Source organism: Desulfosporosinus youngiae DSM 17734, from assembly GCF_000244895.1.
Classification (GTDB): Bacteria; Bacillota; Desulfitobacteriia; order Desulfitobacteriales; family Desulfitobacteriaceae; genus Desulfosporosinus; species Desulfosporosinus youngiae.
This window is the reverse complement of sequence record NZ_CM001441.1, coordinates 4,252,808-4,276,856: the sequence shown is the minus strand read 5'-3', so window position 1 is coordinate 4,276,856 and position 24,049 is coordinate 4,252,808. Positions and strand designations below refer to the sequence as shown.

The window sequence follows — 24,049 nt, the reverse complement described above, 5'->3', positions numbered from 1 at the left end:
AATCTTAAATAATCTGAAATCTGGTTGTTAATTATTGTGATAGATGAAAAACAATACTATAATTTTTAACAGAGAATGATAATTACTCTTAATTAGAAAGGTTGAAGAATTTTTATGAAAAAACAATGGATCAAAACCAAACTAGTAGCAGGGCTCATGGGCATTTTACTTCTTGTCACAGGTTGTTCGGCACAAACACCGGCAAACTCTTCCGGTAACCCTTCAGCTGTGAAAGACGAAGTCATCGTGGCCGTTGGCGGGGAGAAAGAATCCGGCTATGACCCTTGCACGGGATGGGGCAGCCATGGTACTCCGCTTTTTCAAAGTAAATTGCTGGATACGGATACCAACAATCAGTTGAAAAATGACCTTGCTACCGGCTATAAAGTCAGCGAGGACGGCCTTACCTGGACATTTACCATTCGTGACGACGTGATTTGCCACGATGGTGAGAAGCTCACCGCAAGGGATGTGGCCTTTACTTACAACAAGACCAAGGAAAACGGTATTTCCACCATTGACCTGACCCTGCTTGACAAAGCAGAGGCAACTAATGATGCTACGGTCGTGTTTCATATGAAATCGCCCATGTCCACCTTCGTTTATCAGACAGCCGCCTTGGGAATTGTACCGGAACATGCCTACAGCGACCCGGCAGCTTATGCCCAAGCCCCCATTGGTTCCGGCCCTTATAAATTTGTCCAGTGGGATAAAGGACAGCAGCTGATTGTGGAAGCAAATGAGCAATATTACGGCGGAAAGCCTCCCTTCAAGCGTCTTGTACTCCTGTTCCTCAGTGATGATGCGGCCTACGCGGCATTGCAGGCCGGACAAGTTGATGTAGCGAAAATTTCGGAAAACCTTGCGGTCAAGGGAATGTCCGGCTACAATCTGGTCGATTGCAAAACCAATGACTTCCGTACAGTAGCCCTGCCTGTACAAAAGCCTGGTGAAACCAGTAAAGAAGGGTATCTAATCGGTAATGAAGTGACCAGTGACCCGGCAATACGTAAGGCCCTGGCCAACGGGATCAATCGTCAGAAGATCATTGATACGGTGCTCAACGGTTATGGAGAGGTTGCCTATACCATTGCTCAGGGTCTGCCATGGGATAACAAAGAGGTGATCCTCACCGATGGCAATGTGGAAGCTGCCAAGCAGATTTTAGAAGATGCCGGCTGGGTGGATACGAATGGTGACGCTATCCGCGAAAAGAATGGCTTGAAAGCGGAGTTTAAATTAATTTATGCTTCGGACGATTCTACCCGTCAATCCATTTCCATGGCCTTCAGCGAGCAAGCCAAGGTCTTTGGCATCAACGTGATCACCGAAGGACTTTCCTCCGCTGACCGTAACCCCCGCAAGCACAAGGATGCCTTTATGTTAGGGGGCGGCGATTATAACCCAACCCCTGTTTACAATGCACTTTATGGCCCTTATGCGGCAAAAGGCGGCTGGTATAACATTGTTGCCTACAATAACGAAACGGTGGATAAGTATCTTAAGGCAGCCATAGCGGCAACCACCCAGGAAGAAGCCAATCAATACTGGCAGAAAGCCCAGTGGGATGGAACCACCGGAGGCAGTATCCTTGGTGACGCACCCTATATTTACATCGTAAACATCAGTCATCTGTATTTTGTCCGTGATGGAATCAGCATCGGCGAACAGAAGATCCACCCTCACGATCATGGCTTTGCGGTATTGGGCAACATCATGGATTGGAGCTCTGTAAAATAAACCGGAACTAAGAATCAGAGTGAAATGCGGCCATACCCGGTTGTGGTTTGGCCGCATTTTGCATGAAAAGGGAGAAATGAGTGTGAGATGAATAAAAGCATAGCAAAAATGATCGGGGTGAGCTTTATTCGGGGAGTAACCTTACTGGTTGCAGTGGTCATCGTTACCTTTTTGCTGGCAGATGCATCCCCCATTGATCCGATCAGTGCTTACGTCGGATCAGAAAGTGCCATCAGTCAGGAACAACGAGAGGCGATTGCCAAGTACTGGGGACTTGACCAGCCTCCCGCCGGCCGCCTGGTAAGCTGGCTTAAGGCATTGGCTCAGGGTGATATGGGAAAATCGTACTATTTTCAGCAGCCGGTGACGGCGGTGATCGGAGAGCGTTTTACCCAATCTATTATGCTGATGGGAGTTGCCTGGGTGCTGTCCGGGGTTTTTGGCTTTTTGCTGGGTGTGATTGCCGCCGCCTTTCGCCATAAGCCCATTGATAAAGGGATCAAAGCACTTTGCCTATTATTGTCCTCCAGTCCATCATTTTGGCTGGGGCTGCTGATGATGATGGTCTTTGCGGTGAAGCTGGGCTGGTTTCCCCTGGGGCTTGCCGCACCGATCGGTAAGCTGACACATGAGGTGACCGTCTGGGAGCGGTTACATCATCTGATCTTGCCGGCGGTGACACTTTCCATCACCGGGGTGTCCAGCATTGCTCTGCACACCCGGCAGAAACTGATCGACATTCTGGAAAGCGACTTTATGCTTTTTTCCCAGGCCAGGGGAGAAGGAAAATGGCAGGCCATACGACGTCATGGACTGCGCAATATTCTTTTGCCGGCGGTGACCTTGCAGTTTGCGGCCATCAGTGAACTGTTCGGCGGCTCGGTGCTGGCTGAAAACGTCTTTTCCTATACCGGCCTGGGGCAAGCCGCGGTGCTGGCAGGAACCCATGGGGATACGCCGCTGCTGATGGGAATCGCATTGTTCAGTGCATTGTTCGTATTTTGCGGGAATATGATTGCCAATCTGCTTTATCCGGTGATCGACCCTCAGATTAGGGAGGCAGCCCATGGTGAATGAAATCGTTGCAGTAAAAAAACCTTTAGTTAACCGCCGCACCTGGACCTTAACCATTATCACAGCGGCAATCGTTGTTTTGCTTGGCATCGTGGCAGCGGGTATTTTCATGTCGCCGGAGGCCTATGCCACCAATTTTGAAAATAAGAATCAGCCGCCCTCATTTTCCCATCTGTTCGGCACCGACTGGATGGGGCGGGATATGTTTGCCCGTACCATCAAGGGACTTTCCACCAGCATTCTGATCGGGGTATTGGCGGCAGGTATCAGCTCTGTGATCGCGGTCATTATGGGCACCTTTTCGGCGGTGATGGGGAAAAAAGCGGATCAAGTGGTTTTATGGCTGATTGATATGGTCCAGGGTATTCCCCACCTGATTCTGCTGATGCTCATCTCTTTTATGCTGGGCAAGGGATTGCAGGGGGTTATGATCGGCATCGCTATCACCCATTGGCCCAATCTGGCCCGTATTGTCCGGGCGGAGGTCATGGCGGTAAAGAATGGGCAATTTGTGCAGGCATCCCGCAAGATGGGGCGCAGCCGAATGTTTATTGCCGTGCGGCATATCCTGCCTCATGTGATTCCTCAGTATATTGTAGGGCTTATTTTATTGTTCCCCCATGCCATATTACACGAGGCGTCCATCACCTTTCTGGGCTTTGGGCTGTCTCCGGAACAACCGGCGGTGGGTGTTATTTTATCCGAATCCATGCGCTATCTGACTTCCGGATTTTGGTGGCTCACCGTACTGCCCGGCGCAGCCCTTCTGGCAATCGTGTTATTGTTCGATGCCATCGGGGATAATCTGCGAACGATTATCGATCCCTACAGCGCACAGGAATAGGAGGAACTATGTCACAGAATAAAGCAAAGCCTCCCGTCTTGGAGGTCAACGATTTATCCATTTGTTTTCGGATGTATGACCGGGGACTGAATCAGAAAGAGCTGAAGGTCATATCCAGCCTGGACATAGCCATAAAGGCAGGGGAAATCCTGGCGGTCGTCGGTTCGTCGGGAAGCGGTAAAAGCTTGCTTGCCCACGCTGTTTTAGGAATATTACCTCACAACAGTTCCTACTCCGGCTCCATGAAGTATTGCGGGCAGGAGCTTACTCCCCGCCTGCAAAAAAAACTGCGGGGCCAGGAAATCGCCCTGGTTCCCCAGTCGGTGGGTTATTTAGACCCGATGATGCGGGTCGGCAAACAGGTTCGCGGTATTCATGGCACGGAAAAGCAGCAGCAGGAAGTGTTCCGGCGCTTCAACCTGGCACCGGAAACGGCCCGGAAATATCCCTTTCAGCTTTCCGGAGGCATGGCGCGCCGGGTGCTGGTGTCTACGGCGGTCATTACGGACGCCCATCTCATCATTGCCGATGAGCCTACCCCGGGGCTAAATCCGGAAGTGGCGGAAGAGACCATGCGCTATTTCCGCGAGATCTCTGATGCAGGAAATGCCGTCATGCTCATCACTCACGACATTGATTTAGCCCTCAGGATTGCCGATAAAATTGCCGTTTTTTATGCCGGAACAACCATCGAAATAGCTCCGGTACAGGATTTTATCGCAGGAAAGGAGCAGCTGCGCCATCCCTATACCAAAGCCCTGTGGGATGCGTTGCCCCAGAACAACTTCGTTCCCATTTCCGGGCTCCAGCCTTATGCGGGCAGCTTGCCCAGCGGTTGCCCTTTTGCGCCGCGCTGCCAGTACCGCACCGACGACTGCTCCGGTAGTGTGGAAATGCGTGAAGTGCGGGGAGGAGAGGTGAGATGCAAGCATGCTACTTGAGGTGAAAAATGTCAGCTTTGGTTATTCCAAAAAAGAGTTGATTTTAAAAGACGTGAGTTTTGCAGTGGATAAAGGGGAACGGGTCGGCCTTGTGGGCCCCTCCGGCTATGGCAAAAGCACCCTTTCCAAGCTCCTGGCAGGTTATCTGGCCCCCACAGAGGGAGAAGTTCTGTTTGAGGGAAAGCCCCTGCCCACCACCGGTTACTGCCCTGTCCAGCTTATTTATCAGCATCCTGAAAAGGCCGTGAATCTAAGGTGGAAAATGCGCCAGATCCTGGAGGAATCATGGACTCCCGATGAGGGGTTCCTGCAGAAAATCGGCATTGAAAAGCAGTGGCTTAACCGCTGGCCCAATGAACTGAGCGGCGGCGAGATGCAGCGTTTTTGCATTGCGCGGATCTTGGGACCTCAAACCAAATTTCTGCTTGCAGATGAAATCAGCACCATGCTGGATGTCATTACCCAGGCGCAAATCTGGCAGCTGGTGCTTTCAGTCGTGGAAGAGCGTAATATGGGGATGATCGTGGTGACACACAGTGAAGCCCTGGCTCAAAAGGTCTGCACACGGATCATCGACCTTCCGGCCCTTAACGCAGCACGCTGTTAAGGTATTTCCGGGATAAAGAGAATGCATTGAAATACACCATCGTGCTTATGGGTGCGCAGATATCCACCGTTCTGCCTGATAATTTCATCGGCACTCTTGAGGCCAATTCCGGCACTGGAAACAGTGTCGGTTTTTTCCTGCCGAATATGGTTGGTAAAGGATATTACCAAGCCCTTATCCGATTTATGGCATGATAAATCTATTGGAAAGGCCGGATTTGCATATTTAAGAAGATTGGAGAAAATATTATCGAATACCCGCTGCAACGAAGTCTTGCGAATGGAAAAGAAAGCCGGATCTCCTTCGTATTTTGCAGCAAGGCACTGAAATAAATGGGATTCCAGAAGAACAAGTCCATCGTCGATTAAAAGATTGATGGCAGAGCTGTCGCAAAATATATCTTCCGATTGGGATTCATCCATACTGGTCAAAAAATGCTTGAACATATTTTCCGAAAGCCCTTTTAGCTGGAGCGCTTTTTCTTCCGCCTTATGAAGATACTGCTCCTGTACTTCTTTACTGGGGCAGCGTTTTTGATTGACAATATCCAGATAACCAATCAGGCTGGTTACGGGAGTACGCAGGTCATGGGACATGTGCACCGCAAATTGATCGCGATCCTTGCGTACTTTTTGAAAGCGGATAATTTGCTTCAGCAAGGCATGGCGCATTTTGTCAACATCCCGGGCCAGGGACGAAAGTTCATCATCCCCCTTTATGGTGATGGGGAAATTAAGGTTTCCCGTTTCGATATTTTTTATCTCCTGGGCCAGACGGTGTATATAAACGACTTTTCTACGCACATAGTAAAGCATGATCAGGAAAAAGGTAAAGAAAAACACGGTCAGGCAGATAAAGTTCAGCCTATCCTCAAAGCGGTGACGGGAAAATGTACTGACAACAGCGGTAACCTCAACGTCACTGAACTGCAGAGAATAGGTTTTTTGCCATGGCAAAGGGGCCGTTAATCTGCCGCTTGCTAAATTTCCCGCGTGATAAGAAATAGTTGAGTCGTAAATCAGGCGGTCTCCATAGTAGAGAAATAACGTGGTAAGCTCGCGCTCTTTTACCCAACGGGAGACAAAATGATAGTCCAGGGCGGAAGCCTGACTGTTATTGATATATTCCTGCAGGTTTTGGATTTCCAAATCCTGCTGCTGCTCCACAAAGGCAAGATCATGGAACTTATCGTCAATCCATAAAGCACCGATTTTATGTACAGCTAAAAAAACAACCGAAGCAAGCAAAAATGCCGATAAGGTGCAAAGAGCCAGTTTGGAACCTAACTTAATCTTAAACAATTTTATACCCCTCCCCCCAAACAGTGAGGATATATTTAGGGCACTGCGGATCCGCTTCTATTTTTTGCCGCAGGTTTCGGATATGCACCATGACAGTATTGTTGGCCGAGGGAAGATAGGATTCCCCCCAAAGCTGTTCATAAAGACGTTGGACGGAAAAAACGGTTTCCCGGTTTTGGGCCAGAAAGGCCAGCAATTGGTACTCTTTAGGACGTAAACGTATGGGTGTTCCATTCAAAAACACTTCTCCGGAGGTAGGATGCACAGCGAGATTATTGATCCGGATAAAATCCGGGTCAGCATTTGAGCTGTGATTTTTCCCCTGATAGACCTGATAACGCCGGAGTATCGCCTTAACTCTTGTTAAGAGTTCTGCCGGAATAAAAGGCTTTGTCAAGTAATCATCGCCGCCCGAATCAAAGGCGGTTTCTTTATCTGCAGTCAGACTTTTAGCGCTCAAGTACAGGATGGGCGCGGTGGTGACCCTGCGCATCTTTTCGCAAACAGTAAAACCGGAATCACCGGGCATCATGATATCTAAAATAATCAGATCGATCCTGCTGTTCAGCAAGGATAAAGCCTCTTGTCCATTGCAAGCCCGCAATGTCAGGAAGCCCTCACTTTGCAGCAATGCCGCAATGACTTCACATATATCACTGTCGTCATCTACGATCAGTATCGTTGATGTCGGCATCGTAAGTATCCCTCCAGGCAATTGCAAATAGTAGGTTCAGTATATCATACGGGTAAATAGCAGGAAATAATCAGTATATTTTGACCAAAAACATTTTGCGGTATTACTCTTGACAAAGGTGTAAGGTTGCCATATACTTTTGCCATGAATAAAGTTAGAAGCATTAAACAAAAGATTGGATATGACATACTGAATTTAGCCATGACCTATGTTGAGTTGGACAAAAAGACCCGGTATTATGGAACCGATGTACCGATTTTTCACTCGGAAATTCATATGATATCGGTTATTGCCGAGTACCCCGGAGTTCATGTGGGAGGGTTGGCAGAAATCCTTGGTATTACAAAAGGTTCGGTTTCCGAAATTATCAAAAAGCTGGAGAGAAAGGCTCTGGTTGTAAAGGAAATTGATGTTCAAAATCTATCCAAGCTTGCCTTAAGGCTGACTGAGAAGGGTGAAAAGGCGCACAGCAATCATATGCGCTATCATACAATTTTGAACAGCATGGTAGAGGAAGAGCTTGAAACTGTCTCAGAACATGACGTTAAGTTTTTATCGTGTTTTTTATCCGCGATTAAAGCTAAGGTAGAGAAATTCAATGAAAGCGTAGAAGGGTAAAAATTTTTACCCTAAGAGTATGGATGCCATACACTTTTTTAAGCTTAGAAAGTATAAACTTTCGTTATAACTTTCAGTGCAACTTAGCTGCTGCTTTTACCAGCTAAGTTTTCTTTAAAAATAAAAAGTTAGGGGGTTCTAACATTGAATACAAAAACACTGACCAAACAAATTAAGTCAAAGAACAAAGCATTGGATATCTATATGTTCGTAAGTGTATTGTCCGGTATTGCCACTACCTTTTTGGTAGTCTGGCTGGTTAACTTGTTTATATCGGGACAGGTATCACTACAGAAAATTGCAATGGTGGGAGCAGGTATTTGTATTTCGCAGACTGTTAAGGCTATCTTTTATGCCATAGGTATCGGGCGTGCCCACGATGCGGCTTACCGTTCCCTTGCAGAGATCCGGCTTGATATTGTGAGCCATCTCAAAAAACTGCCCCTTAGCTTTTTCCAAAAGCGCAAGACAGGAGATTTGACCAATATTATCAATCATGATGTAGAACAGATTGAAATTTATCTGGCTCATGCCCAGCCGGAAATCAAGATCACTCTACTGCTTCCCCTGCTGGCAGCCGTCAGCATGCTGGTAATCGACTGGCGTTTGGCGCTTGCTCTGATTACACCTTTTCCGGTAATGGCCATTTACCAAAAATTCATCTATAAACTATGGGGCAAGACGCTGAAACGCTATATCCAGAGCACGAAGGAAATGTCGGAGGATTTAATTGAATACATTGGAGCGATGCCTGCAGTAAAAGCCTTTTCTACCGATGAGCAAAAAACAGGTAAAGTACTTTCGCGTATGCAAGCCTACATCACTTGGGTCAAAAAAATCATGTATACGATTTCCGTACCTCTCAGTATAGTTCAGATGCTGCTGGAAATCGGGCTTATCTTGGTGGTTATTGTCGGCGCAGGGCTGATGATCAACGGACAGCTTTCAATTATACGCTTTATCCTGGCCTTAATCCTTTCTAATTTGTTTTCCGCTGCACTAATTAAATATATGTCTTTCCATCATTCGGATATTATGCTGAACAAGTCGGCGGAAAGCATTGTCACAATTTTAGGAGAAGAGCCGCGGCCCGATTATTCCCATGACAAGGAGCTTCGACCTGGGGATATTGAATTAAGGAATGTGACCTTCAGTTATGATGAAAAGAATAAGGCCCTCAAGGAGGTTAACCTTACCTTCAGGCAAAATACCATCAGCGCTATTGTGGGCTCCTCCGGATCGGGTAAATCCACCATCGCCAATCTCATCATGGGCTTTTGGCAAGCCGAACAGGGAACTATAACCATTGGAGGGAAACGCATCGACAAAATGAACGAAAGAGACTTGTCAAGTCTTGTTTCCATCGTGCAGCAGGAAAGTTTCCTGTTCAATGCAACCATTGCGGAAAATATCCTCATCGGAAGTGGGGAGGCAACCAGGGAAGAGGTTGTGGAAGCTGCCCAAAAGGCGCGTATTCACGAAATGATCAGCAATTTGCCAAAGGGTTATGATACTATGGCCGGCGAGGGCGGCGCAAAGCTTTCCGGCGGCGAAAAACAGCGCATTGCCATTGCCCGTATCATACTGAAAAACGCACCGATTATTATCCTGGATGAGGCCACTGCTGCCATTGATCCCTATAATGAGCATCTGATTCAAGAGGCCATCAGTAACCTGAGCAAGAGCAAGACATTGATTGTTATCGCTCATCACCTGAACACCATTGTCAATGCCGATCAGATTGTTGTTATGGATCAGGGGTGTATGGCTGCCAGCGGCAAGCACAGCAAGCTGCTTGATACCTGCCCGCTTTACTCGGACATGGTGAAAGCACAGAATGAAGTGGATCATTGGGAAATCAAGCAAACGAAGGAGGTATCGGCATGATCAGAAAACTATTTTCGGTAGTGACGGGCAAAGGAAAAGCATTGATTGCAACAGCCACTCTGGCCTTCACTGCTGCCGGCCTTTTAGGGGCCTATCTCATGTATCTTGTGATTGATATGCTCAATAATATTCATACCTATAAAGACGGCAGAGAACTGACCGGGCTATGGATTGCTCTGTTTGGCATCGTGCTGCTCAAAACACTGATGGCTGTGGTGGCGGATATGTCCAAGCACTTTGCCGGTTTTGATGTAGTGCTTACTGTAAGGAAAAGCATTATAAACAGGCTTAAACAGTTTTCACTTGGCTTTTACAGCAAAGAGCGCCTGGGCAAAATCAGTACTATCATCCATAAGGATGTGGATAATTTGGAGGGTGTTGTGGGGCATTTCTTCTCCATTATGTTCTCTGATATCCTCATTGCGCTGCTCCTGGGCATCTGGTTATTTATGAAAAGTCCTTGGATGGGGTTGGCCATGGTATCCCTGCTGCCTTTAGCGGTGCTGATGCTGGGAATGGGTTTCCGCAAAAATCTCAAACTGCAGGAGAAAACCAATGACGATCTGGCGGATATGGTCAGCTTGTTTGTCGAATACACCAAAGGAATTCCCCTGATGAAAGCATTTTCCGAAAATGCGGCCTTTGAAACAAAACTGCGGAGCAGCATCGAAAGATTCGGAGTAAGTGCCCGGAGGCAATCTAAAACAGTTGCGGGCTATGTCGGCAGATTCTCATTTTTCTTCGAGCTTTCCTATGCGGTAATGATTATAGTAGGAGCATTAATGCTGCATCAAGGAAGCCTTAACTTTGAAACACTATTGATATTTATCATTTTCAGTGTGGAATTTTACAAGCCTTTCCGGAAAATTGAGAAGTACTGGCTGGACTACCTGCAGGTAAAGGACAGCTATCGACGGGTGGAAGGGGTGTTGGAGGCCCCCACTGTACCGGCGGCAGTTTTTCCAAGAAAAACAAGCGCTTTTGATATCACTTATGAAAAGGTTGATTTTTCCTATGAAACCGATGAGTTCGCGCTGAAAAATATCAATTTTAAGCTGCCTCAGGGAAGCTTGACGGCATTGGTAGGTCCCTCCGGCTCCGGGAAGACCACGATCACCAATTTGCTGCTGCGCTTCTGGGACATTGGAAGAGGTTCCATCCAGGTAGGTGGTGTGGATATCCGGGATATGGACTATGACGAGCTGCTTTCCAATATCAGTATTGTCATGCAGAATGTCGTGCTCTTCGCTGACAGTATCTATGAAAACATCCGGCTGGGCAACCGGAACGCAACACGGGAACAGGTTATCGAGGCGGCAAAAAAGGCACAAATCCATGACTTTATCGCCGGGCTGCCGGAAGGATATGATACAAGAGTGGGGGAAAACGGTGTGGGCTTATCCGGTGGTCAAAAACAGCGTATTTCCATTGCCCGCGCCTTCCTTAAAAATGCACCTATTGTTGTGTTGGACGAGATCACCAGCAATGTGGACCCTGTGAACGAGACCAAGATCCAAAAAGCCGTCAGTGCTCTGGCCAAGGGACGGACAGTGCTTGTCATTGCCCATCATTTGCGTACCATTCAGACCGCAGATCAAATTCTTGTTTTTGATCAGGGGAGTCTTGTAGAGCAGGGTGCCCATTCATTGCTCCTTGAGAAGGGAGGCTTGTATGCACAGCTCTGGAAAGCACAGGAGGTGGCCAAGGGGTGGAAGATCGCGTAATTGAGCTTTAGAATAAGGCAATCCGGCGAGGATAAGGTGATGTGCAAAGCATTGCTATACTCTCCTCCCCCGAGGGGGAAGAGAGCCTAAATGGTGCATCGATGCAACATTTGAACTACACCCAAGGGCTCATCCTTTTTGGGATTTCAGGGCCAAGGCGTTCAACCTGGATAAGTCTGAGTAGCGACTATTGTTCTCAGTTTCAAGGGGAAAATCATGCTTCAGCTCTGTTCAACTGTTTTAATGGTTGACATATTAGACTAATATACGATAACATTAAAACAATTGTATATTGGAAAATAAAGGTGCGCGTACTACATAGTACAGCTTAAAAGGGAAGCAGGTAAAATTCTGCACGGTCCCGCCACTGTAATGGGGAAATGTTTTATACTAATAGCCACTAGTCCTACCGGGAAGGCGTAAAGCATTGATGAACCAAAGTCAGAAGACCTGCCTTTGTTGAATGAACCAATAACTCTACGAGCGATAGGGGGTTCTATAAAGTAAGTGTTGTATTTAGGGAAATACACAGCCTCTTGGCGCTCATCGTCAAGGGGCTTTTTGAATTCAAAAAAGGGGAAGATAGGGCGTAACGGATGATAAGAGAATTATTAAACGAGATGGACGATCGCATCGGCAGTTTCACGCAGGGCTGTAATTTAAAATGTAGTCATTGTTATAACGTCAGCCTTACTGACCGATTTTATTTCTTAATTTCTTTTGTTCAATGATGGTTCCGTATAAAGGAGAGAATTCATGCATACGCATAGTCTGGAAAATACGCTAAAACGAGCTAAATGTATCAGTAAAGTGATATTAGGAGATAGCCCGATCGAGTTAAACCAATTTGTCGGAGTCGTACGATATAATGCCAAGGTAGAGTTTTCGGCTCAATACCGTGATAGAGTTAATCGTTCCCGATTTTTAGTGGATAAATTTACGAATGAAAACAGAATTATCTATGGTGTCACAACCGGATTGGGAGAAAATTGGAATAAAGCAGTATGTCCTGAAGACTCAGCGCTTTTACAAAGAAACACACTCCTGTCCCATGCCACCTCGGTAGGAGAACCTTTGGACAAAGAAGTAGTAAGGGGAATACTTCTGATGATGCTTTTAAACCTGGGACAAGCTTATGCCGGAGTTCGGATGGAAACTCTCGAGCAAATAGCAGGACTTCTCAATAATGGCATTATCCCGTTTGCACCAAAAGATGGTTCCGTAGGCTATCTAGGGCCGGAAGCTCACGTTGGCCTCGTTCTAATTGGGCTAGGTAAGGCTTGGTTTAACGATAATTTACTGCCCGGAGATAAAGTTCTTGAAGAGGCGGGTATGAAACCAATCGCTTTAGCAAGCAAAGAGGGCTTATCCCTTGTTTCTGGAACGACATCAATTACAGCACTAACTGCTTTAACATTATATGATGCAATTAATTATTCGAAAACAGCAGACATCTCTGCAGCCATGTCTTTAGAAGTATTAAAAGGAACCCTAGAAGCTTATGACCCAAGGATTCATGCTGTAAGACCACATGAAGACCAAATAAATACTGCTGAAAACATTAGAAATATATTGAAAGATAGTGAGATAATTGCCCAATACAAATCCTACAGAGTACAGGATGCTACGTCATTAAGAAATGTTCCTCAAGTACACGGGGCAGCTAAGAAGACAATCAAAGATGCATATCAAACAGTTCTTACTGAAATGAACTCCTGTTGTGATAATCCTTTAATATTTTCAGACAGCGAAGATGACGGACAGGTATTGATGGGATGTAATGCTGATGGTTCATTTGTTGGAATTGAAGCTGATTCTTTATGCATGGCCATGACGATGATGGCAAAAATGTCAGAAAGAAGAACCCATAGACTGGTTAACCCGCATGTAAGTGAGCTTCCCGCCTTTTTAATTAGAAATAATGGCGTAAATCACGGCTTCATGATTCCGCAATATACGTCAGCGGGTATCGTAGGTCAAATGAGAATATTTAGTCATCCAGCAACAATTGATAACGCCATTACAAGTGCATTTCAGGAAGATTATACGAGTATGGGTTATAATGCTGCATTAAAGGCCTATAAAACTGTAAACCTTTTGAAATATGTTTTAGCGATTGAATTAATGTGTGCTGCCCAAGCACAAGATTTTATTGCAGAACTTTTGCCATCCCCCACAACTTTAGCGGTGAAAAATCTAATCAGAAAGAATGTTCCTTTTCTCGAAAAGGATGAATTTTTACAGCCTTATATTGAGCATGTCTCCAGCCTCATCGCTGAAGAGAAAATACTTGATATAGTTGAAAATCTAAAATATTAACATCCATTTTTGCTATAGTAGCTGATACCCTGTTTATGTGACGTAGTAATCTTATCAGGTGTACTTCATGGTTGACACATGAGATTAAGATGCGTTAACATTATAGTAATTAAATATTTGAGAATAAAGGTGCGTGTACTTAAAGTACGGCTTAAAAGGGAAGCAGGTTAAAGTCCTGCACGGTCCCGCCACTGTAATGGGGAGATGTTTCATACAATAGGCCACTGGTTCATACCGGGAAGGCGTGATGTATTTAAATGAACCAAAGTCAGAAGACCTGCCTTTGTTAATGAACCAGTAACTCTACGAGCGATAGGGAGGTTCTATAAGTAAGTGTCGTATTTAGGAATATACACGGCCTCTTGGCGCTCATCGTCGAGGGGCTTTTTGAATTTAAAAAGGGGAAAGATGAGGGCGCGTAACGGATGATAACAGAAATTATAAAAACGAATGGGTCCTTCGCGTTTCGACGGTTCTGTTAAGGTATAAAATGATGGGGATATTCTGAGAGGGCGGAAGCAAAAACCATGGAGGTTTGACTCATTAGGGTCAACTTTGTGGTTTTTTTGTTTCTATACTGAGAGGAAGTGAAAGACAGTGCCTTAAAGTAAACTTGTTCAGTTAAAATTATAACTTTAAAATTTATTTTAAAAATAAGACATTAAGCAGGAATCTATGAAGAGTTTGTAGAATCAATGTACAAAATTATTTTAAATGCAGAACCACGAAGGTATTTGCAAAGACCATGGAGGTTTGACTCACTAGAGTCTGCTTCGTGGTCTTTTTTATTTTAAGCAAATTGTCGAAATTCCGACAGCTGATGAAAAATAATTAACAGAAATGGAGTGGATGCTGGTGTCCTGATCGATGTTGGGTTCAAGGAAGAATTTATCAGTCCAGATATTACTGAACTGTATCAGGGCTGAAAAGGACAAGGTTATTTGATGATTGAAACTAAAAAAGAGGAGTGTTTTGATGGCCGCCAAAGAAGAGGAACTACAACAGACTATTGAGAACTATTGGACGGGTTCAGCGGAGGGATACAGCGGGCTGATAAAAAACGAGCTTTCTTCGTTCCGCAAAGATGCCTGGAGAAACAAGATACTGGCTAACGCTCCCAGGCAAGAGTGCCTGGAGATTCTGGATATTGGAACCGGCCCCGGCTTCTTTCCCATCATTCTCGGGGAAGCGGGTCATCGCCTGACGGCTGTTGACTGTACAGAGAAAATGCTGGCCGAGGCCAGAAACAATGCTGCGGTTGCCGGCGTAAAGGCCGGCTTTTATCAAATGGATAGTCATTCTCTGGATTTTCCGGACAACAGCTTTGACCTGATTGTCAATCGCAATGTCACCTGGACGCTGTATGACCCTTCGGCGGCCTACCGTGAGTGGCAGCGGGTTTTGCGGGTGGGAGGGAAACTGCTGATTTTTGATGCGAACTGGGGCAGGTACTGCTTTGATGAAGAGATCCGGCAGCAGAACGACAAAAATGCAGCCTTGTACCGCAAAAAGTACGGAGAACCGCCCAAAACCAATAAGGCGGATGAAGAGTACATCGACCAAATGTTTCTCAGCAGCCGGCTGCGCCCGGACTGGGATATCGAGGCCCTGAGGCAGATGGGGTTTGCGGTTTCCTGGGAGAAGGATGTGACGGGGGAACTGTGGGGCGAACCGGAACAATTGCTCTACGGCGCCACCCCAATGTTTATGGTGGTCGGGGAAAAACAATAGCAGGCCTTGCCCGGCATGCTGTCCGGACCTGCTAGAGCGGAAGCATATTATGAACAAGCTTAGAAGGAGTCGTCAAACATGAAAAAAAATCTTAAATCTATCTTGGCCTTGTTGATTTCCCTGTTATTTATGATTTCCCTTACCGCCTGCGGGAGCTCACCTGCCAGTACCGCCAGTACCGGGACTCCCGGCCCTAAAGTCATGAAATTCGGCTCCACCGGTTATTTTGCCACAGAGAAGCTGGACCCCGCCAATGGCTGGGATGGCTGGTATATGACCTATGACGGCACGCTGGAAACTCTTTTCAAGCTGGATCAAAACTGTGTGCCCCAGCCTTGCTTGGTTAAATCTTATGAGAATGTGGATAATCTGACCTGGGTGTTTACCCTGAGAGATGATGTTACCTTTCAAAATGGCGAAAAAATGACGGCGGCAGCGGTGAAGAAGTGTTTTGAACGTACTTATCAAACCAATTCCCGGGCTAAAGCCCAAATTTCCATCAAATCCTTAGAGGCCGACGGGCAGAAATTGACCTTCCAGCTGGAAAAACCCAGCCTTACCCTGATCTATGACCTGAGCGACCCTCTGTGGAGTGTTTATGATGCGGAAAAAAGCAACTACACCGACACTCTTTATGGCACAGGTCCCTACAAGATTACTAAGTTTGAGCCTTTTAAGGAAACTGTGGTTGTCAAATATGCCTCTTATTGGGGCGGTGAACCTAAACTGGACGAAGCTCATCTGATAACCGTCAGCGATACGGACGCCCTGACCATGGCCCTGCAAAACGGGGAGATCGACATGGCCGTGGCTATGCCTGTGGCGGGCATCTCCCTGTTTGCCAACAACAAGGAGTTTGTTGTGGACGCCGCCACCACTTCCCGGGGCAACCGCCTGTACTTCAATATGGACAGAGCTGCCATGAAGGACAGCGCTGTTCGCCAGGCTATTGCCATGTGCATCGACCGGGAAGGGATCGTCCGCAGTCTGTATAATGGCATGGCTGAGGCTTCTTACGGATTCTTACCCGCCTTCCTGCCTTACGGCGGCAGCGATGGTCTTAAGCTGAGCGTTAGTTCGTACAATCCCGAAGGTGCCAAACAGCTATTAGCCGACGCAGGCTATGCGGATACGAACAAGGACGGTACCTTGGATAAAAACGGCACGGAGCTTTCTCTGAAAATCGTTACCTTCAGTTCCCGCAAAGAGCTGGGCCAATTCTGTGAGTTGCTTCAATCGGAGCTTGCCAATATCGGCATTAAGCTCAAAGTCGACATTCTGGAAAGTGTTAGTGATGTTCATGCCTCCGGAGATTATGATCTGGAGTGTGCAACCGGTGTTATGGTACCGACGGGCAATGCCCAGTACTTCTTTAATATTATTGCTGTCACCGGTGCCAGTTCCAACTGGTCTCATTATTCCAACACAGAAGTAGATAGACTTGCCAAAGAGCTTGAAGCCACCTCTGACGAAGGAAAACGCAATGAAATCATTCGCAGCATGGTTCAAATTATGCTGGACGATAATATGATGACGGTTTACAACCATCAAAAACTCACGAACATTTATTCCAGCCAGGTGACGGGATTTAAAACCCACCCCTCGGAATACTATCTCCTTGATGTCAATACTGACATTGTCAGGTAAATTTAAGAAAAACCATAGGTGAGAATGGCGTGTGAACTATGTTTAGCTTCTTCATCAGAAAACTGGGAATGATTCTGACCATCTTGGTTGGGATTACCTTTCTTTCCTTTGGCATGATCTATCTTTCTCCCAGCGATCCTGCGGAGATCAAGTTAAATAGAACCGGGGTTACCCCAACCCGGGAACTGTTAGATTTGACAAGGCAGGAAATGGGATTGAACCGGCCGTTAATTGTGCAATACGGTTCCTGGCTGATCAACCTGGCTCAGGGGGAAATGGGAACTTCCCTGCGCACCAACAAACCGGTGGTCAGTGAATTAAAAAAAGCGCTGCCTAAAACCCTGGCCTTAACCTTGCTGTCCATGACCCTGGTTCTGGCGGTTTCCATCCCTGTCGGAGTCCTATGCGCCAAATACCGTGACAGCATCTTTGATAACCTCCTGCGTTTTATTACTTATCTCTTTGCCTCCATCCCCGCTTTTGTGCTGGCTCTGTTGTTTTTATATGTTCTGTGTGTTCAACTGGGCTGGTTTACCGTGATCTCTGCCCCCGGCGCCAAAGGGATTATTATGCCTGCCCTGGTGCTGGCCCTGACTCTGAGTGCCTGGTACATTCGCCAGGTGCGGGTCATTGTTTTAGAAGAACTGGGCAAGGATTACATCGTTGGAGCAAGAGCGAGGGGAGTTCCGGAAGGTCATATTATGTTCGGCCATGTGTTATACAACTCTTTGCTGCCTATTTTAACCCTGGTAGGTATCAGCTTTGCAGGTCTGCTGGGGGGAACAACCATCGTTGAGACGATTTTCTCCTGGCCGGGCTTGGGGAAGCTGGCCATGGATTCCATTTCGGCGCGGGATTATCCGGTGATTCAGGGTTATGTTGTTTGGATGGCCATGATGTTTCTTTTAGTCAACTTTATGGTTGATCTTTCCTACGGCCTAATAGACCCCCGGGTCAGAAAGCAGGGGGGGAAGGAGCATGACCAAGGGTAATTTGAAATTAATGCTGATCCTGGGTCTTTTGGGGATCGTGCTCCTGGCCGCTTTGGGTGGGGATCATCTGACAGTGAACGACCCTTACAGAACTGATTTAGCCCAATCCCTTATCCCGCCTTCCCCTCAATTTCCTTTTGGTACGGATAATTTGGGCCGCTGTGTTTACTCCCGGGTTATGGAAGGTGCCTCTGCTTCCATTTTTTCCGCCCTGATCGTTGTGGGAGCGGTTTTTGTCCTCGGCAGTTTGCTGGGCATTCTGGCCGGCTATCTGGGTGGCTGGTGGGACAGCGCAATCATGAAAATTACCACGATTTTTCAGGCCTTTCCCAGCTTTATCCTGGCGGTGGCCATCGCGGGCATGTTGGGCCCGGGAATCCGGAACGCTATTTTATCTCTGGCTGCCATGTATTGGACGACTTATGCCCGGCTGGCACGGAGTTTAGTTCTGAAACTTAAAGATGAGACGTATATTCAGGCCGCCCGGATGTGCGGCGCTCAAAAGCGGCATATCATCCTGAAATATATTTTGCCGAATACGCTTCCTCCGTTAATTAATACTGCGGTCTTAGACATCGGCAATGTGATTTTGAGCATGGCGGGTCTTTCCTTCCTGGGCTTGGGTGCCCAGCCTCCTTTGGCAGAATGGGGGATTATGATCAGCAATGCCCGAAGCTATTTGCAGACCGCTCCCTGGTGCATGGCCTTTCCCAGTATGGCCTTGTTCATTGTGGTGGTACTGTTTAATCTTTTGGGAGACAGCATCAGAGACCGCCTGGACGCAAGAGGGGGAAGGTAAACGAAATGAAGGAAAAAGCTATGCTTGAATTGCGCGGAGTTAATGTTGCTTACCGGGAGAATGCCGCTGTCAGAAATGTCAGCTTTAAGGTTCACGAGAAGGAGATTGTCGGCATTGTGGGCGAGAGCGGCAGCGGCAAAAGCACCTTGATCCGCAGCATCATCAAACTGCTGGGGAATCAGGGACAGGTAACTGCCGGCGAAATCTCATTCCATGGCCGTAAGCTGCTTGACCTCTCCGAAGGGGAAATGCGCCGAATCAGAGGAAAAGAGATTGCTCTGGTGATACAACATCCCGAGCTGGCTCTGGACCCTCTTTGGACCATAGGCAATCTGTTTTTCGAAAGTATGCGCTTTCATGGAAACATCTCGAAAAAGCAAGCCTTAAGCCTGGCGGAAGAACTGCTGAGCAGTCTGTCCCTGAAGGATACGGCACGCATCTTAAAATCCTATCCCTTTGAGCTGAGCGGAGGCATGTGTCAGCGCGTGGCTATTGCCATCGCCATGGCTAACGGCCCCAGGCTGCTTTTGGCAGACGAACCGACCAGCGCCTTGGACGTCACTGTGCAGAATCAGGTGATAGAAACCCTGCTGCAAATGCGTGAGATGTTTCAGACCGCCATTCTGATGGTTTCTCATAATATGGGGGTTATCGCCCGCCTGGCGGATACAGTGGGGGTTATGTACCGCGGGGAATTGGTGGAATGGGGGAAAAAAGACGACGTGCTGCATCACCCGTCCCACGACTATACGAAAGCCCTGGTTCGGGCTACTCCCAAAATGGAGGGGACATGATGGATCTCATTTTAGACGTGCAGGGGCTGGAGAAACGTTTTGCCGCCAAGCCCAAACAAACCGTGGCGGTTGCGGGGGTGGATTTTTCCATTAAGCGGGGGGAATGCCTGGGTTTGATCGGGGAGAGCGGCAGCGGAAAGTCCACTGTGGCCTATATGACGGGAGGACTTCTGCCGCCCAGCGCCGGTAAGGTGTCCTTTTACGGGAAGCACCGGCAGATGGTTTTTCAAAATCCCGTCATGTCCTTCAGTCCCAGAATGCGTCTGCTGGACAGTATCGGTGAAGGCTTGCGCTACAAGACGAATTTATCCGGGGCGGAAATTAAAGAAAAAGCCCTGGAGGCTATGGACATGGTGCTGCTGAAAAGGGAGTACGGGAACCGTTACAGCTGGCAGCTGAGCGGCGGTGAGTGTCAGCGTGCCGCTATTGCCAGGGCCATTCTCATCCGGCCGGAACTGCTGATCTGTGATGAGGTGACCAGTGCCCTGGACGTTTCCGTTCAGGAGCAGATCATTCAGTTGCTTATTAAGTTAAAAAAAGAGCTGGGCTTAGCTTATCTTTTTATTTCCCATGATATCGCACTGGTCAGCAGCATTTGCGACCGCCTTGCCGTGATGTATCAGGGCAGGATTGTGGAAACAGGCAGCACCCGGGAGGTTATAGCTAATCCTCAAAAGGATTACACAAAGTTGTTGATTTCTTCAGCTTTGACTCTGGCTGACGCTGCTCAACAATAATAAGGGTGCCTTAGCGCACAAAGAAAGGATAAGAAATGGGAGCATACGGACGATTGCTGCGCTATGTGGCAGCTATTAAAAATGAAGTGGCCTGGAAAGTCCTGATCGGCCTAGCCATTAGTACTACCTATATCGGGCAGGCCTTTGCCATGGCCAAGGCCGTTTCTGTGGTCTTCCTGGGGGGGAGTGTCTCCGACATTGCCGGGTACCTGGTCATTGCTTTGGCCGCCGTTTTTCTGAGGGGATTCCTGACCCGGCTGATGGAAAGCTATAGTAAAGTCGTGGCCGCTAAGGTCAAGAATAAAATCCGTCTGCTGATTTTTGACAAGATTCTGCGCCTGGGACCGGGCTATCTGAGCAATAAGCGCAGCGGGCGGGTGCAGTCCCTGGTGTTGGACGGTATTGAATCATTGGAGCCTTTTCTGGTTTATTATGTCCCGCAGATTATCACCATTGCCATCTCCGGCTTGGTTATCGGTTTTTATCTGACCCTGCTGGACGGGGTTACAGGAATCATCATTATTATAGCAATGATGCTCTGCGTTATCGTTCCTTACCTGACCGTACCCTTGGTCAGCCGCAGCATCGTCACCTATTGGCGTTCCTATGCCCTGCTTAATGCCCAGTATGTGGACGCTATGCAGGGAATGACCACCCTGAAGGCGTTCAAGGCCAGCCGCTCCAAGGGTGAGGAACTGGCAGGCAATGCTCTGGCCTTCTATCGCCAGGCTATTCGCAACACCACCTTTTCCCTGATTGACTCCGGCCTGATGATGCTGCTGACCTCTATAGCCGCCAGCGTGACGGTGGCGATTGCCGCTTATCGGACGGATCTGGGGATTATCCCTATTGGGGCCGTCTCCGCTTTCCTGTTCCTGGCCGCCGAATGCGCCCGTCCCATGGTTGATCTGAACAATTACTGGCATAACAGTTTTTTAGGGTTGTCTGTGGCGGAAGAGCTTTTTGAAATTGTGGACCAAGAACTGGTGATTACGGAAAGGGAAAATCCCGACCAGACTTCGTTGGAGCAAGGGCTTCCTTCCCTGCAGTTTTCCGAGGTGAGTTTTGCTTATCAGGAGGGGGAAAAACCTGCCCTGGACAAAGTAACCCTGGATATCCAACCCGGCCAGACCATAGCTGTGGTGGGCAAGTCCGGCTCAGGCAAATCCACTCTCGTCAATCTGCTGCTCCGCTTTTATGATCCCTCCCAAGGGAGGATTCTGATGAACGGTGTGGATCTGAAGGATTATGCCATCGACTACCTGCAACAAAAAATTGCCGTGGTCTTTCAGGATACGTATCTTTTTCACGATTCCATCGCTGAAAACCTGCGTATGGCCCAGCCTCAGGCCGATGACCGGGCCCTCAAGGCTGCGGCAAAATCCGCCGGAGCCCATGATTTTATTAGGGCTCTGCCTGCGGGTTATCAGACGGTCATCGGGGAGCGGGGGGCAACTCTTTCCGGCGGGGAGAGGCAGCGCCTGGCCCTGGCCCGGGCTATACTGAAAGATGCGCCTCTTTTGATTCTGGATGAAGCCACTTCCAGCGTGGATGCCAAAAGTGAAGCCTTGATTCAAAAAACCTTGGAATCCCTCACCCGGAACCGTACCACCATCATCATTGCCCATAGGCTCTCCACGATTCAAAATGCGGACAAAATCTATGTTCTGGATGAGAGCAGGCTTGCAGAAACAGGAACTCACGAAGAATTGCTGCAATTGAAGGGTGTCTATGCCGGATTGGTAGATGCCCAGAGAAGAGGGAATGGACATGAATAAAGCAATCAAGAGGGAAGAGACCAATAAGCAGGGAACCCGCCTGAAAAACACCTTTTTGCTCATTGCCTCTATGAAGCCTTACAGGTTAGAGATGATCTTAACCATCCTCGCCACCTTTATCAAGCATATTGCCACCATCGGCGCTGCGGCCCTGGCCGCCTACATGGTAGGGCTGGCCATGCTGGGTCAGCTGAAAGGAGAGTTTGCCTCACTTTTTGCTTATTTAAGCCTCTGTATCCTTTTGCGGGCCGTGATGTATTACGGAGAAATGTGGTTTGGACATGATGTAGCCTATCGGGTCTTGAAGGATTTTCGGATCAGCCTCTATGCCAAAATTGACAAACTGTCTCCGGCCTTTCTCTTGAAAAAACATTCCGGCCAAATCGGTTCTACCTTAATGAGTGATGTGGAGGTGCTGGAATGGTTTCTGGCCCATACCTTCGGTACCTTTCTGGTGGCTTTGGGAGTCACCGGACTGATCCTTGTTCTGCTGGCCAAGATCCATATAGCCTTAGCGGTGTTGATGCTGATCTTTGGTGTTCTGACAGGCTGGACGCCTTTCCTTCTGAAAAAGCAGGCGGACAGCCAAGGTACGGAAGTGCGCGCCAGGCTGGCGGAAGCCAATGGGGTCACTATTGAAGGGGTTCAGGGTCTGCGGGAGATTTTGTCTTTAAATTACCTGGAACGCTATAAGCTGAAAAACAAGGAGAGCATGCAGCGGCTCTATGACGCCCAATTGCGCTACGGGAAGCGGCTGGGGACGGAAAGTATGCTGATGCAGATCTTTATCGGGGTTTTTACGGTCATCGTTATGGGAGTGACTGCCGGCTTTGTGGCCCAAGGCTCTGTTGAATTTGCCATCTATCCTATGGTTGTCATCCTCTCCGCTTTGCTCTTTAATCCTATCATCGAAGTCTGCGCGGCGGCCCGCAATCTGGGCTTGGTCTTTGCCGCCGCTGACCGCATTCAACGGGTGCTGGAGAGTGAGCCTGTCGTCAAAGACGAGGGGCCGTCAATTAAGGTTGACCAGCTGGCGCCCAAGGTCAGCTTTGAAAACGTCTCCTTCCGCTATGATCGGGACTTGGAGGATGTGCTGCACGGGGTAAGCTTTGAAGCGGAACCGGGGCAGACCGTGGCCTTAGTGGGCCCTTCAGGGGCAGGAAAAACCACCTGCGTCAGTTTGCTGCTGCGCTATTGGGAGGTCGGTGCCGGAGCGGTTAAAATCGGGGGACGGGACATCCGGGAAATGTCCCTGGACAATCTCCGTGATCTTACCTCCGCCGTGCTCCAGGATGTCTATTTATTCAATGTCTCGGTGCGGGAAAATATCCGTCTGGGCCGGCCGGGTGCCGGTGATGCCCAGGTGGAAGAAGCGGCCAAAGCGGCTTATGCCCATGACTTTATCATGGGGCTGCCTGAGGGTTACGATACGGTAACCGGGGAGCGGGGCTTTCAGCTTTCCGGCGGACAGCGGCAGCGTATTGCCATCTCCCGGGCTATTCTCAAGAATTCTCCCATCCTGATTCTGGATGAAGCGGTTTCCAGCTTGGATACGGAAAATGAGCGGTATATTCAGAAGGCCCTGAAGGAGCAGTCGAAAAACCGGACGACCCTGGTGGTGGCCCATCGCTTGTCTACCATTATGGCGGCGGATAAGCTGGTGGTTATTAACCAGGGCCGGGTCATGCAGGTGGGGACGCATGAGACTTTGATTAAAGAAGAGGGTTTCTATAAGAATCTGGTGGCAGCCCAGTTTGACAAAACCGGGGTTCTTAAATGAGGCGGCTCGATTGAGGGGAAGTCAGTCCGGGAAAGGCTCTGA

The 24,049-nt window shown here is 48.1% G+C and carries 19 protein-coding genes and 2 riboswitches; of the genes, 17 read left to right on the top strand and 2 right to left on the bottom strand.

Going from position 1 to position 24,049, the window contains the following annotated elements:
- The first annotated feature begins 114 nt into the window (after positions 1-114).
- From DESYODRAFT_RS19810 to DESYODRAFT_RS19790, 5 genes are all read left to right on the top strand, one after another.
- Entirely contained in the window at positions 115-1,740 is a 1,626-nt protein-coding gene (locus tag DESYODRAFT_RS19810; RefSeq protein WP_007785802.1) for an ABC transporter substrate-binding protein, read from the top strand.
- A gap of 87 nt (positions 1,741-1,827) precedes the next feature.
- On the top strand, positions 1,828-2,817 hold the full coding sequence (locus tag DESYODRAFT_RS19805) for an ABC transporter permease (protein WP_007785797.1): 990 nt from the start codon (positions 1,828-1,830) through the stop codon (positions 2,815-2,817).
- On the top strand, positions 2,807-3,658 hold the full coding sequence (locus tag DESYODRAFT_RS19800) for an ABC transporter permease (RefSeq protein ID WP_007785795.1): 852 nt from the start codon (positions 2,807-2,809) through the stop codon (positions 3,656-3,658). Before DESYODRAFT_RS19805 ends, DESYODRAFT_RS19800 begins: the two co-directional genes overlap by 11 nt.
- An 8-nt stretch (positions 3,659-3,666) precedes the next feature.
- Positions 3,667-4,599, top strand: coding sequence for an ABC transporter ATP-binding protein (locus tag DESYODRAFT_RS19795; RefSeq protein WP_007785793.1), 933 nt, complete (start codon positions 3,667-3,669; stop codon positions 4,597-4,599).
- Positions 4,589-5,206 carry an ABC transporter ATP-binding protein gene (locus DESYODRAFT_RS19790; protein WP_007785792.1) on the top strand — a complete coding sequence of 206 codons (618 nt, stop codon included), beginning with the start codon at positions 4,589-4,591 and terminating at the stop codon, positions 5,204-5,206. Before DESYODRAFT_RS19795 ends, DESYODRAFT_RS19790 begins: the two co-directional genes overlap by 11 nt.
- Here the strand turns inward: DESYODRAFT_RS19790 and DESYODRAFT_RS19785 are convergent.
- Both DESYODRAFT_RS19785 and DESYODRAFT_RS19780 read right to left on the bottom strand, forming a co-directional pair.
- Positions 5,203-6,507: a sensor histidine kinase gene (locus DESYODRAFT_RS19785; protein ID WP_007785790.1), complete on the bottom strand. Its 1,305-nt coding sequence runs from the start codon at positions 6,505-6,507 to the stop codon at positions 5,203-5,205. The genes DESYODRAFT_RS19790 and DESYODRAFT_RS19785 overlap by 4 nt on opposite strands.
- The gene (locus DESYODRAFT_RS19780) at positions 6,500-7,201 is read right to left on the bottom strand and encodes a response regulator transcription factor (protein WP_007785788.1); all 702 of its coding nucleotides are present in this window, start codon (positions 7,199-7,201) and stop codon (positions 6,500-6,502) included. The genes DESYODRAFT_RS19785 and DESYODRAFT_RS19780 overlap by 8 nt, the downstream gene beginning before the upstream one ends.
- A gap of 144 nt (positions 7,202-7,345) precedes the next feature.
- Here DESYODRAFT_RS19780 and DESYODRAFT_RS19775 point away from each other — a divergent pair, with 144 nt between their 5' ends.
- From DESYODRAFT_RS19775 to DESYODRAFT_RS19720, 12 genes are all read left to right on the top strand, one after another.
- On the top strand, positions 7,346-7,819 hold the full coding sequence (locus DESYODRAFT_RS19775; protein ID WP_042338893.1) for a MarR family winged helix-turn-helix transcriptional regulator: 474 nt from the start codon (positions 7,346-7,348) through the stop codon (positions 7,817-7,819).
- A 144-nt stretch (positions 7,820-7,963) separates the two neighbouring features.
- Positions 7,964-9,706, top strand: coding sequence for an ABC transporter ATP-binding protein (locus DESYODRAFT_RS19770; protein ID WP_007785785.1), 1,743 nt, complete (start codon positions 7,964-7,966; stop codon positions 9,704-9,706).
- Positions 9,703-11,430, top strand: a complete 1,728-nt coding sequence (locus DESYODRAFT_RS19765) for an ABC transporter ATP-binding protein (RefSeq protein ID WP_007785783.1) — start codon at positions 9,703-9,705, stop codon at positions 11,428-11,430. The genes DESYODRAFT_RS19770 and DESYODRAFT_RS19765 overlap by 4 nt, the downstream gene beginning before the upstream one ends.
- Positions 11,431-11,716: 286 nt before the next feature.
- Positions 11,717-11,902: riboswitch (cobalamin riboswitch) on the top strand.
- 284 nt (positions 11,903-12,186) lie between these two features.
- Complete coding sequence (locus tag DESYODRAFT_RS19760; protein ID WP_007785782.1) at positions 12,187-13,749, top strand: HAL/PAL/TAL family ammonia-lyase; 1,563 nt, start codon at positions 12,187-12,189, stop codon at positions 13,747-13,749.
- A gap of 110 nt (positions 13,750-13,859) precedes the next feature.
- Positions 13,860-14,048: riboswitch (cobalamin riboswitch) on the top strand.
- 676 nt (positions 14,049-14,724) lie between these two features.
- Positions 14,725-15,480 carry a class I SAM-dependent methyltransferase gene (locus DESYODRAFT_RS19755; protein ID WP_007785780.1) on the top strand — a complete coding sequence of 252 codons (756 nt, stop codon included), beginning with the start codon at positions 14,725-14,727 and terminating at the stop codon, positions 15,478-15,480.
- A 78-nt stretch (positions 15,481-15,558) separates the two neighbouring features.
- On the top strand, positions 15,559-17,127 hold the full coding sequence (locus tag DESYODRAFT_RS19750; protein ID WP_007785778.1) for an ABC transporter substrate-binding protein: 1,569 nt from the start codon (positions 15,559-15,561) through the stop codon (positions 17,125-17,127).
- Positions 17,128-17,165: 38 nt separating this feature from the next.
- A complete protein-coding gene (gene nikB / locus DESYODRAFT_RS19745) occupies positions 17,166-18,119 on the top strand; it encodes a nickel ABC transporter permease (protein ID WP_007785776.1) in 954 nt (317 codons plus the stop codon).
- A complete protein-coding gene (gene nikC / locus DESYODRAFT_RS19740) occupies positions 18,106-18,918 on the top strand; it encodes a nickel transporter permease (protein WP_007785775.1) in 813 nt (270 codons plus the stop codon). Before nikB ends, nikC begins: the two co-directional genes overlap by 14 nt.
- Positions 18,919-18,923: 5 nt before the next feature.
- Positions 18,924-19,712: an ABC transporter ATP-binding protein gene (locus DESYODRAFT_RS19735; RefSeq protein ID WP_007785774.1), complete on the top strand. Its 789-nt coding sequence runs from the start codon at positions 18,924-18,926 to the stop codon at positions 19,710-19,712.
- The gene (locus tag DESYODRAFT_RS19730; RefSeq protein WP_345788198.1) at positions 19,709-20,449 is read left to right on the top strand and encodes an ABC transporter ATP-binding protein; all 741 of its coding nucleotides are present in this window, start codon (positions 19,709-19,711) and stop codon (positions 20,447-20,449) included. The genes DESYODRAFT_RS19735 and DESYODRAFT_RS19730 overlap by 4 nt, the downstream gene beginning before the upstream one ends.
- Positions 20,450-20,484: 35 nt before the next feature.
- On the top strand, positions 20,485-22,227 hold the full coding sequence (locus DESYODRAFT_RS19725; RefSeq protein ID WP_007785772.1) for an ABC transporter ATP-binding protein: 1,743 nt from the start codon (positions 20,485-20,487) through the stop codon (positions 22,225-22,227).
- Entirely contained in the window at positions 22,220-24,007 is a 1,788-nt protein-coding gene (locus DESYODRAFT_RS19720; RefSeq protein ID WP_007785771.1) for an ABC transporter ATP-binding protein, read from the top strand. The genes DESYODRAFT_RS19725 and DESYODRAFT_RS19720 overlap by 8 nt, the downstream gene beginning before the upstream one ends.
- Positions 24,008-24,049: the final 42 nt, after the last annotated feature.

What these genes read in the sequence shown, in the direction of transcription:
- DESYODRAFT_RS19810 (WP_007785802.1), top strand. Translation starts at nt 115, where the DNA reads ATGAAAAAACAATGGATCAAAACCAAACTAGTAGCAGGGCTCATGGGC.
- DESYODRAFT_RS19805 (WP_007785797.1), top strand. Translation starts at nt 1,828, where the DNA reads ATGAATAAAAGCATAGCAAAAATGATCGGGGTGAGCTTTATTCGGGGA.
- DESYODRAFT_RS19800 (WP_007785795.1), top strand. Translation starts at nt 2,807, where the DNA reads ATGGTGAATGAAATCGTTGCAGTAAAAAAACCTTTAGTTAACCGCCGC.
- DESYODRAFT_RS19795 (WP_007785793.1), top strand. Translation starts at nt 3,667, where the DNA reads ATGTCACAGAATAAAGCAAAGCCTCCCGTCTTGGAGGTCAACGATTTA.
- DESYODRAFT_RS19790 (WP_007785792.1), top strand. Translation starts at nt 4,589, where the DNA reads ATGCTACTTGAGGTGAAAAATGTCAGCTTTGGTTATTCCAAAAAAGAG.
- DESYODRAFT_RS19780 (WP_007785788.1), bottom strand. Translation starts at nt 7,201, where the DNA reads ATGCCGACATCAACGATACTGATCGTAGATGACGACAGTGATATATGT.
- DESYODRAFT_RS19775 (WP_042338893.1), top strand. Translation starts at nt 7,346, where the DNA reads ATGAATAAAGTTAGAAGCATTAAACAAAAGATTGGATATGACATACTG.
- DESYODRAFT_RS19765 (WP_007785783.1), top strand. Translation starts at nt 9,703, where the DNA reads ATGATCAGAAAACTATTTTCGGTAGTGACGGGCAAAGGAAAAGCATTG.
- DESYODRAFT_RS19760 (WP_007785782.1), top strand. Translation starts at nt 12,187, where the DNA reads ATGCATACGCATAGTCTGGAAAATACGCTAAAACGAGCTAAATGTATC.
- DESYODRAFT_RS19755 (WP_007785780.1), top strand. Translation starts at nt 14,725, where the DNA reads ATGGCCGCCAAAGAAGAGGAACTACAACAGACTATTGAGAACTATTGG.
- DESYODRAFT_RS19750 (WP_007785778.1), top strand. Translation starts at nt 15,559, where the DNA reads ATGAAAAAAAATCTTAAATCTATCTTGGCCTTGTTGATTTCCCTGTTA.
- nikB (WP_007785776.1), top strand. Translation starts at nt 17,166, where the DNA reads ATGTTTAGCTTCTTCATCAGAAAACTGGGAATGATTCTGACCATCTTG.
- nikC (WP_007785775.1), top strand. Translation starts at nt 18,106, where the DNA reads ATGACCAAGGGTAATTTGAAATTAATGCTGATCCTGGGTCTTTTGGGG.
- DESYODRAFT_RS19735 (WP_007785774.1), top strand. Translation starts at nt 18,924, where the DNA reads ATGAAGGAAAAAGCTATGCTTGAATTGCGCGGAGTTAATGTTGCTTAC.
- DESYODRAFT_RS19730 (WP_345788198.1), top strand. Translation starts at nt 19,709, where the DNA reads ATGATGGATCTCATTTTAGACGTGCAGGGGCTGGAGAAACGTTTTGCC.
- DESYODRAFT_RS19725 (WP_007785772.1), top strand. Translation starts at nt 20,485, where the DNA reads ATGGGAGCATACGGACGATTGCTGCGCTATGTGGCAGCTATTAAAAAT.
- DESYODRAFT_RS19720 (WP_007785771.1), top strand. Translation starts at nt 22,220, where the DNA reads ATGAATAAAGCAATCAAGAGGGAAGAGACCAATAAGCAGGGAACCCGC.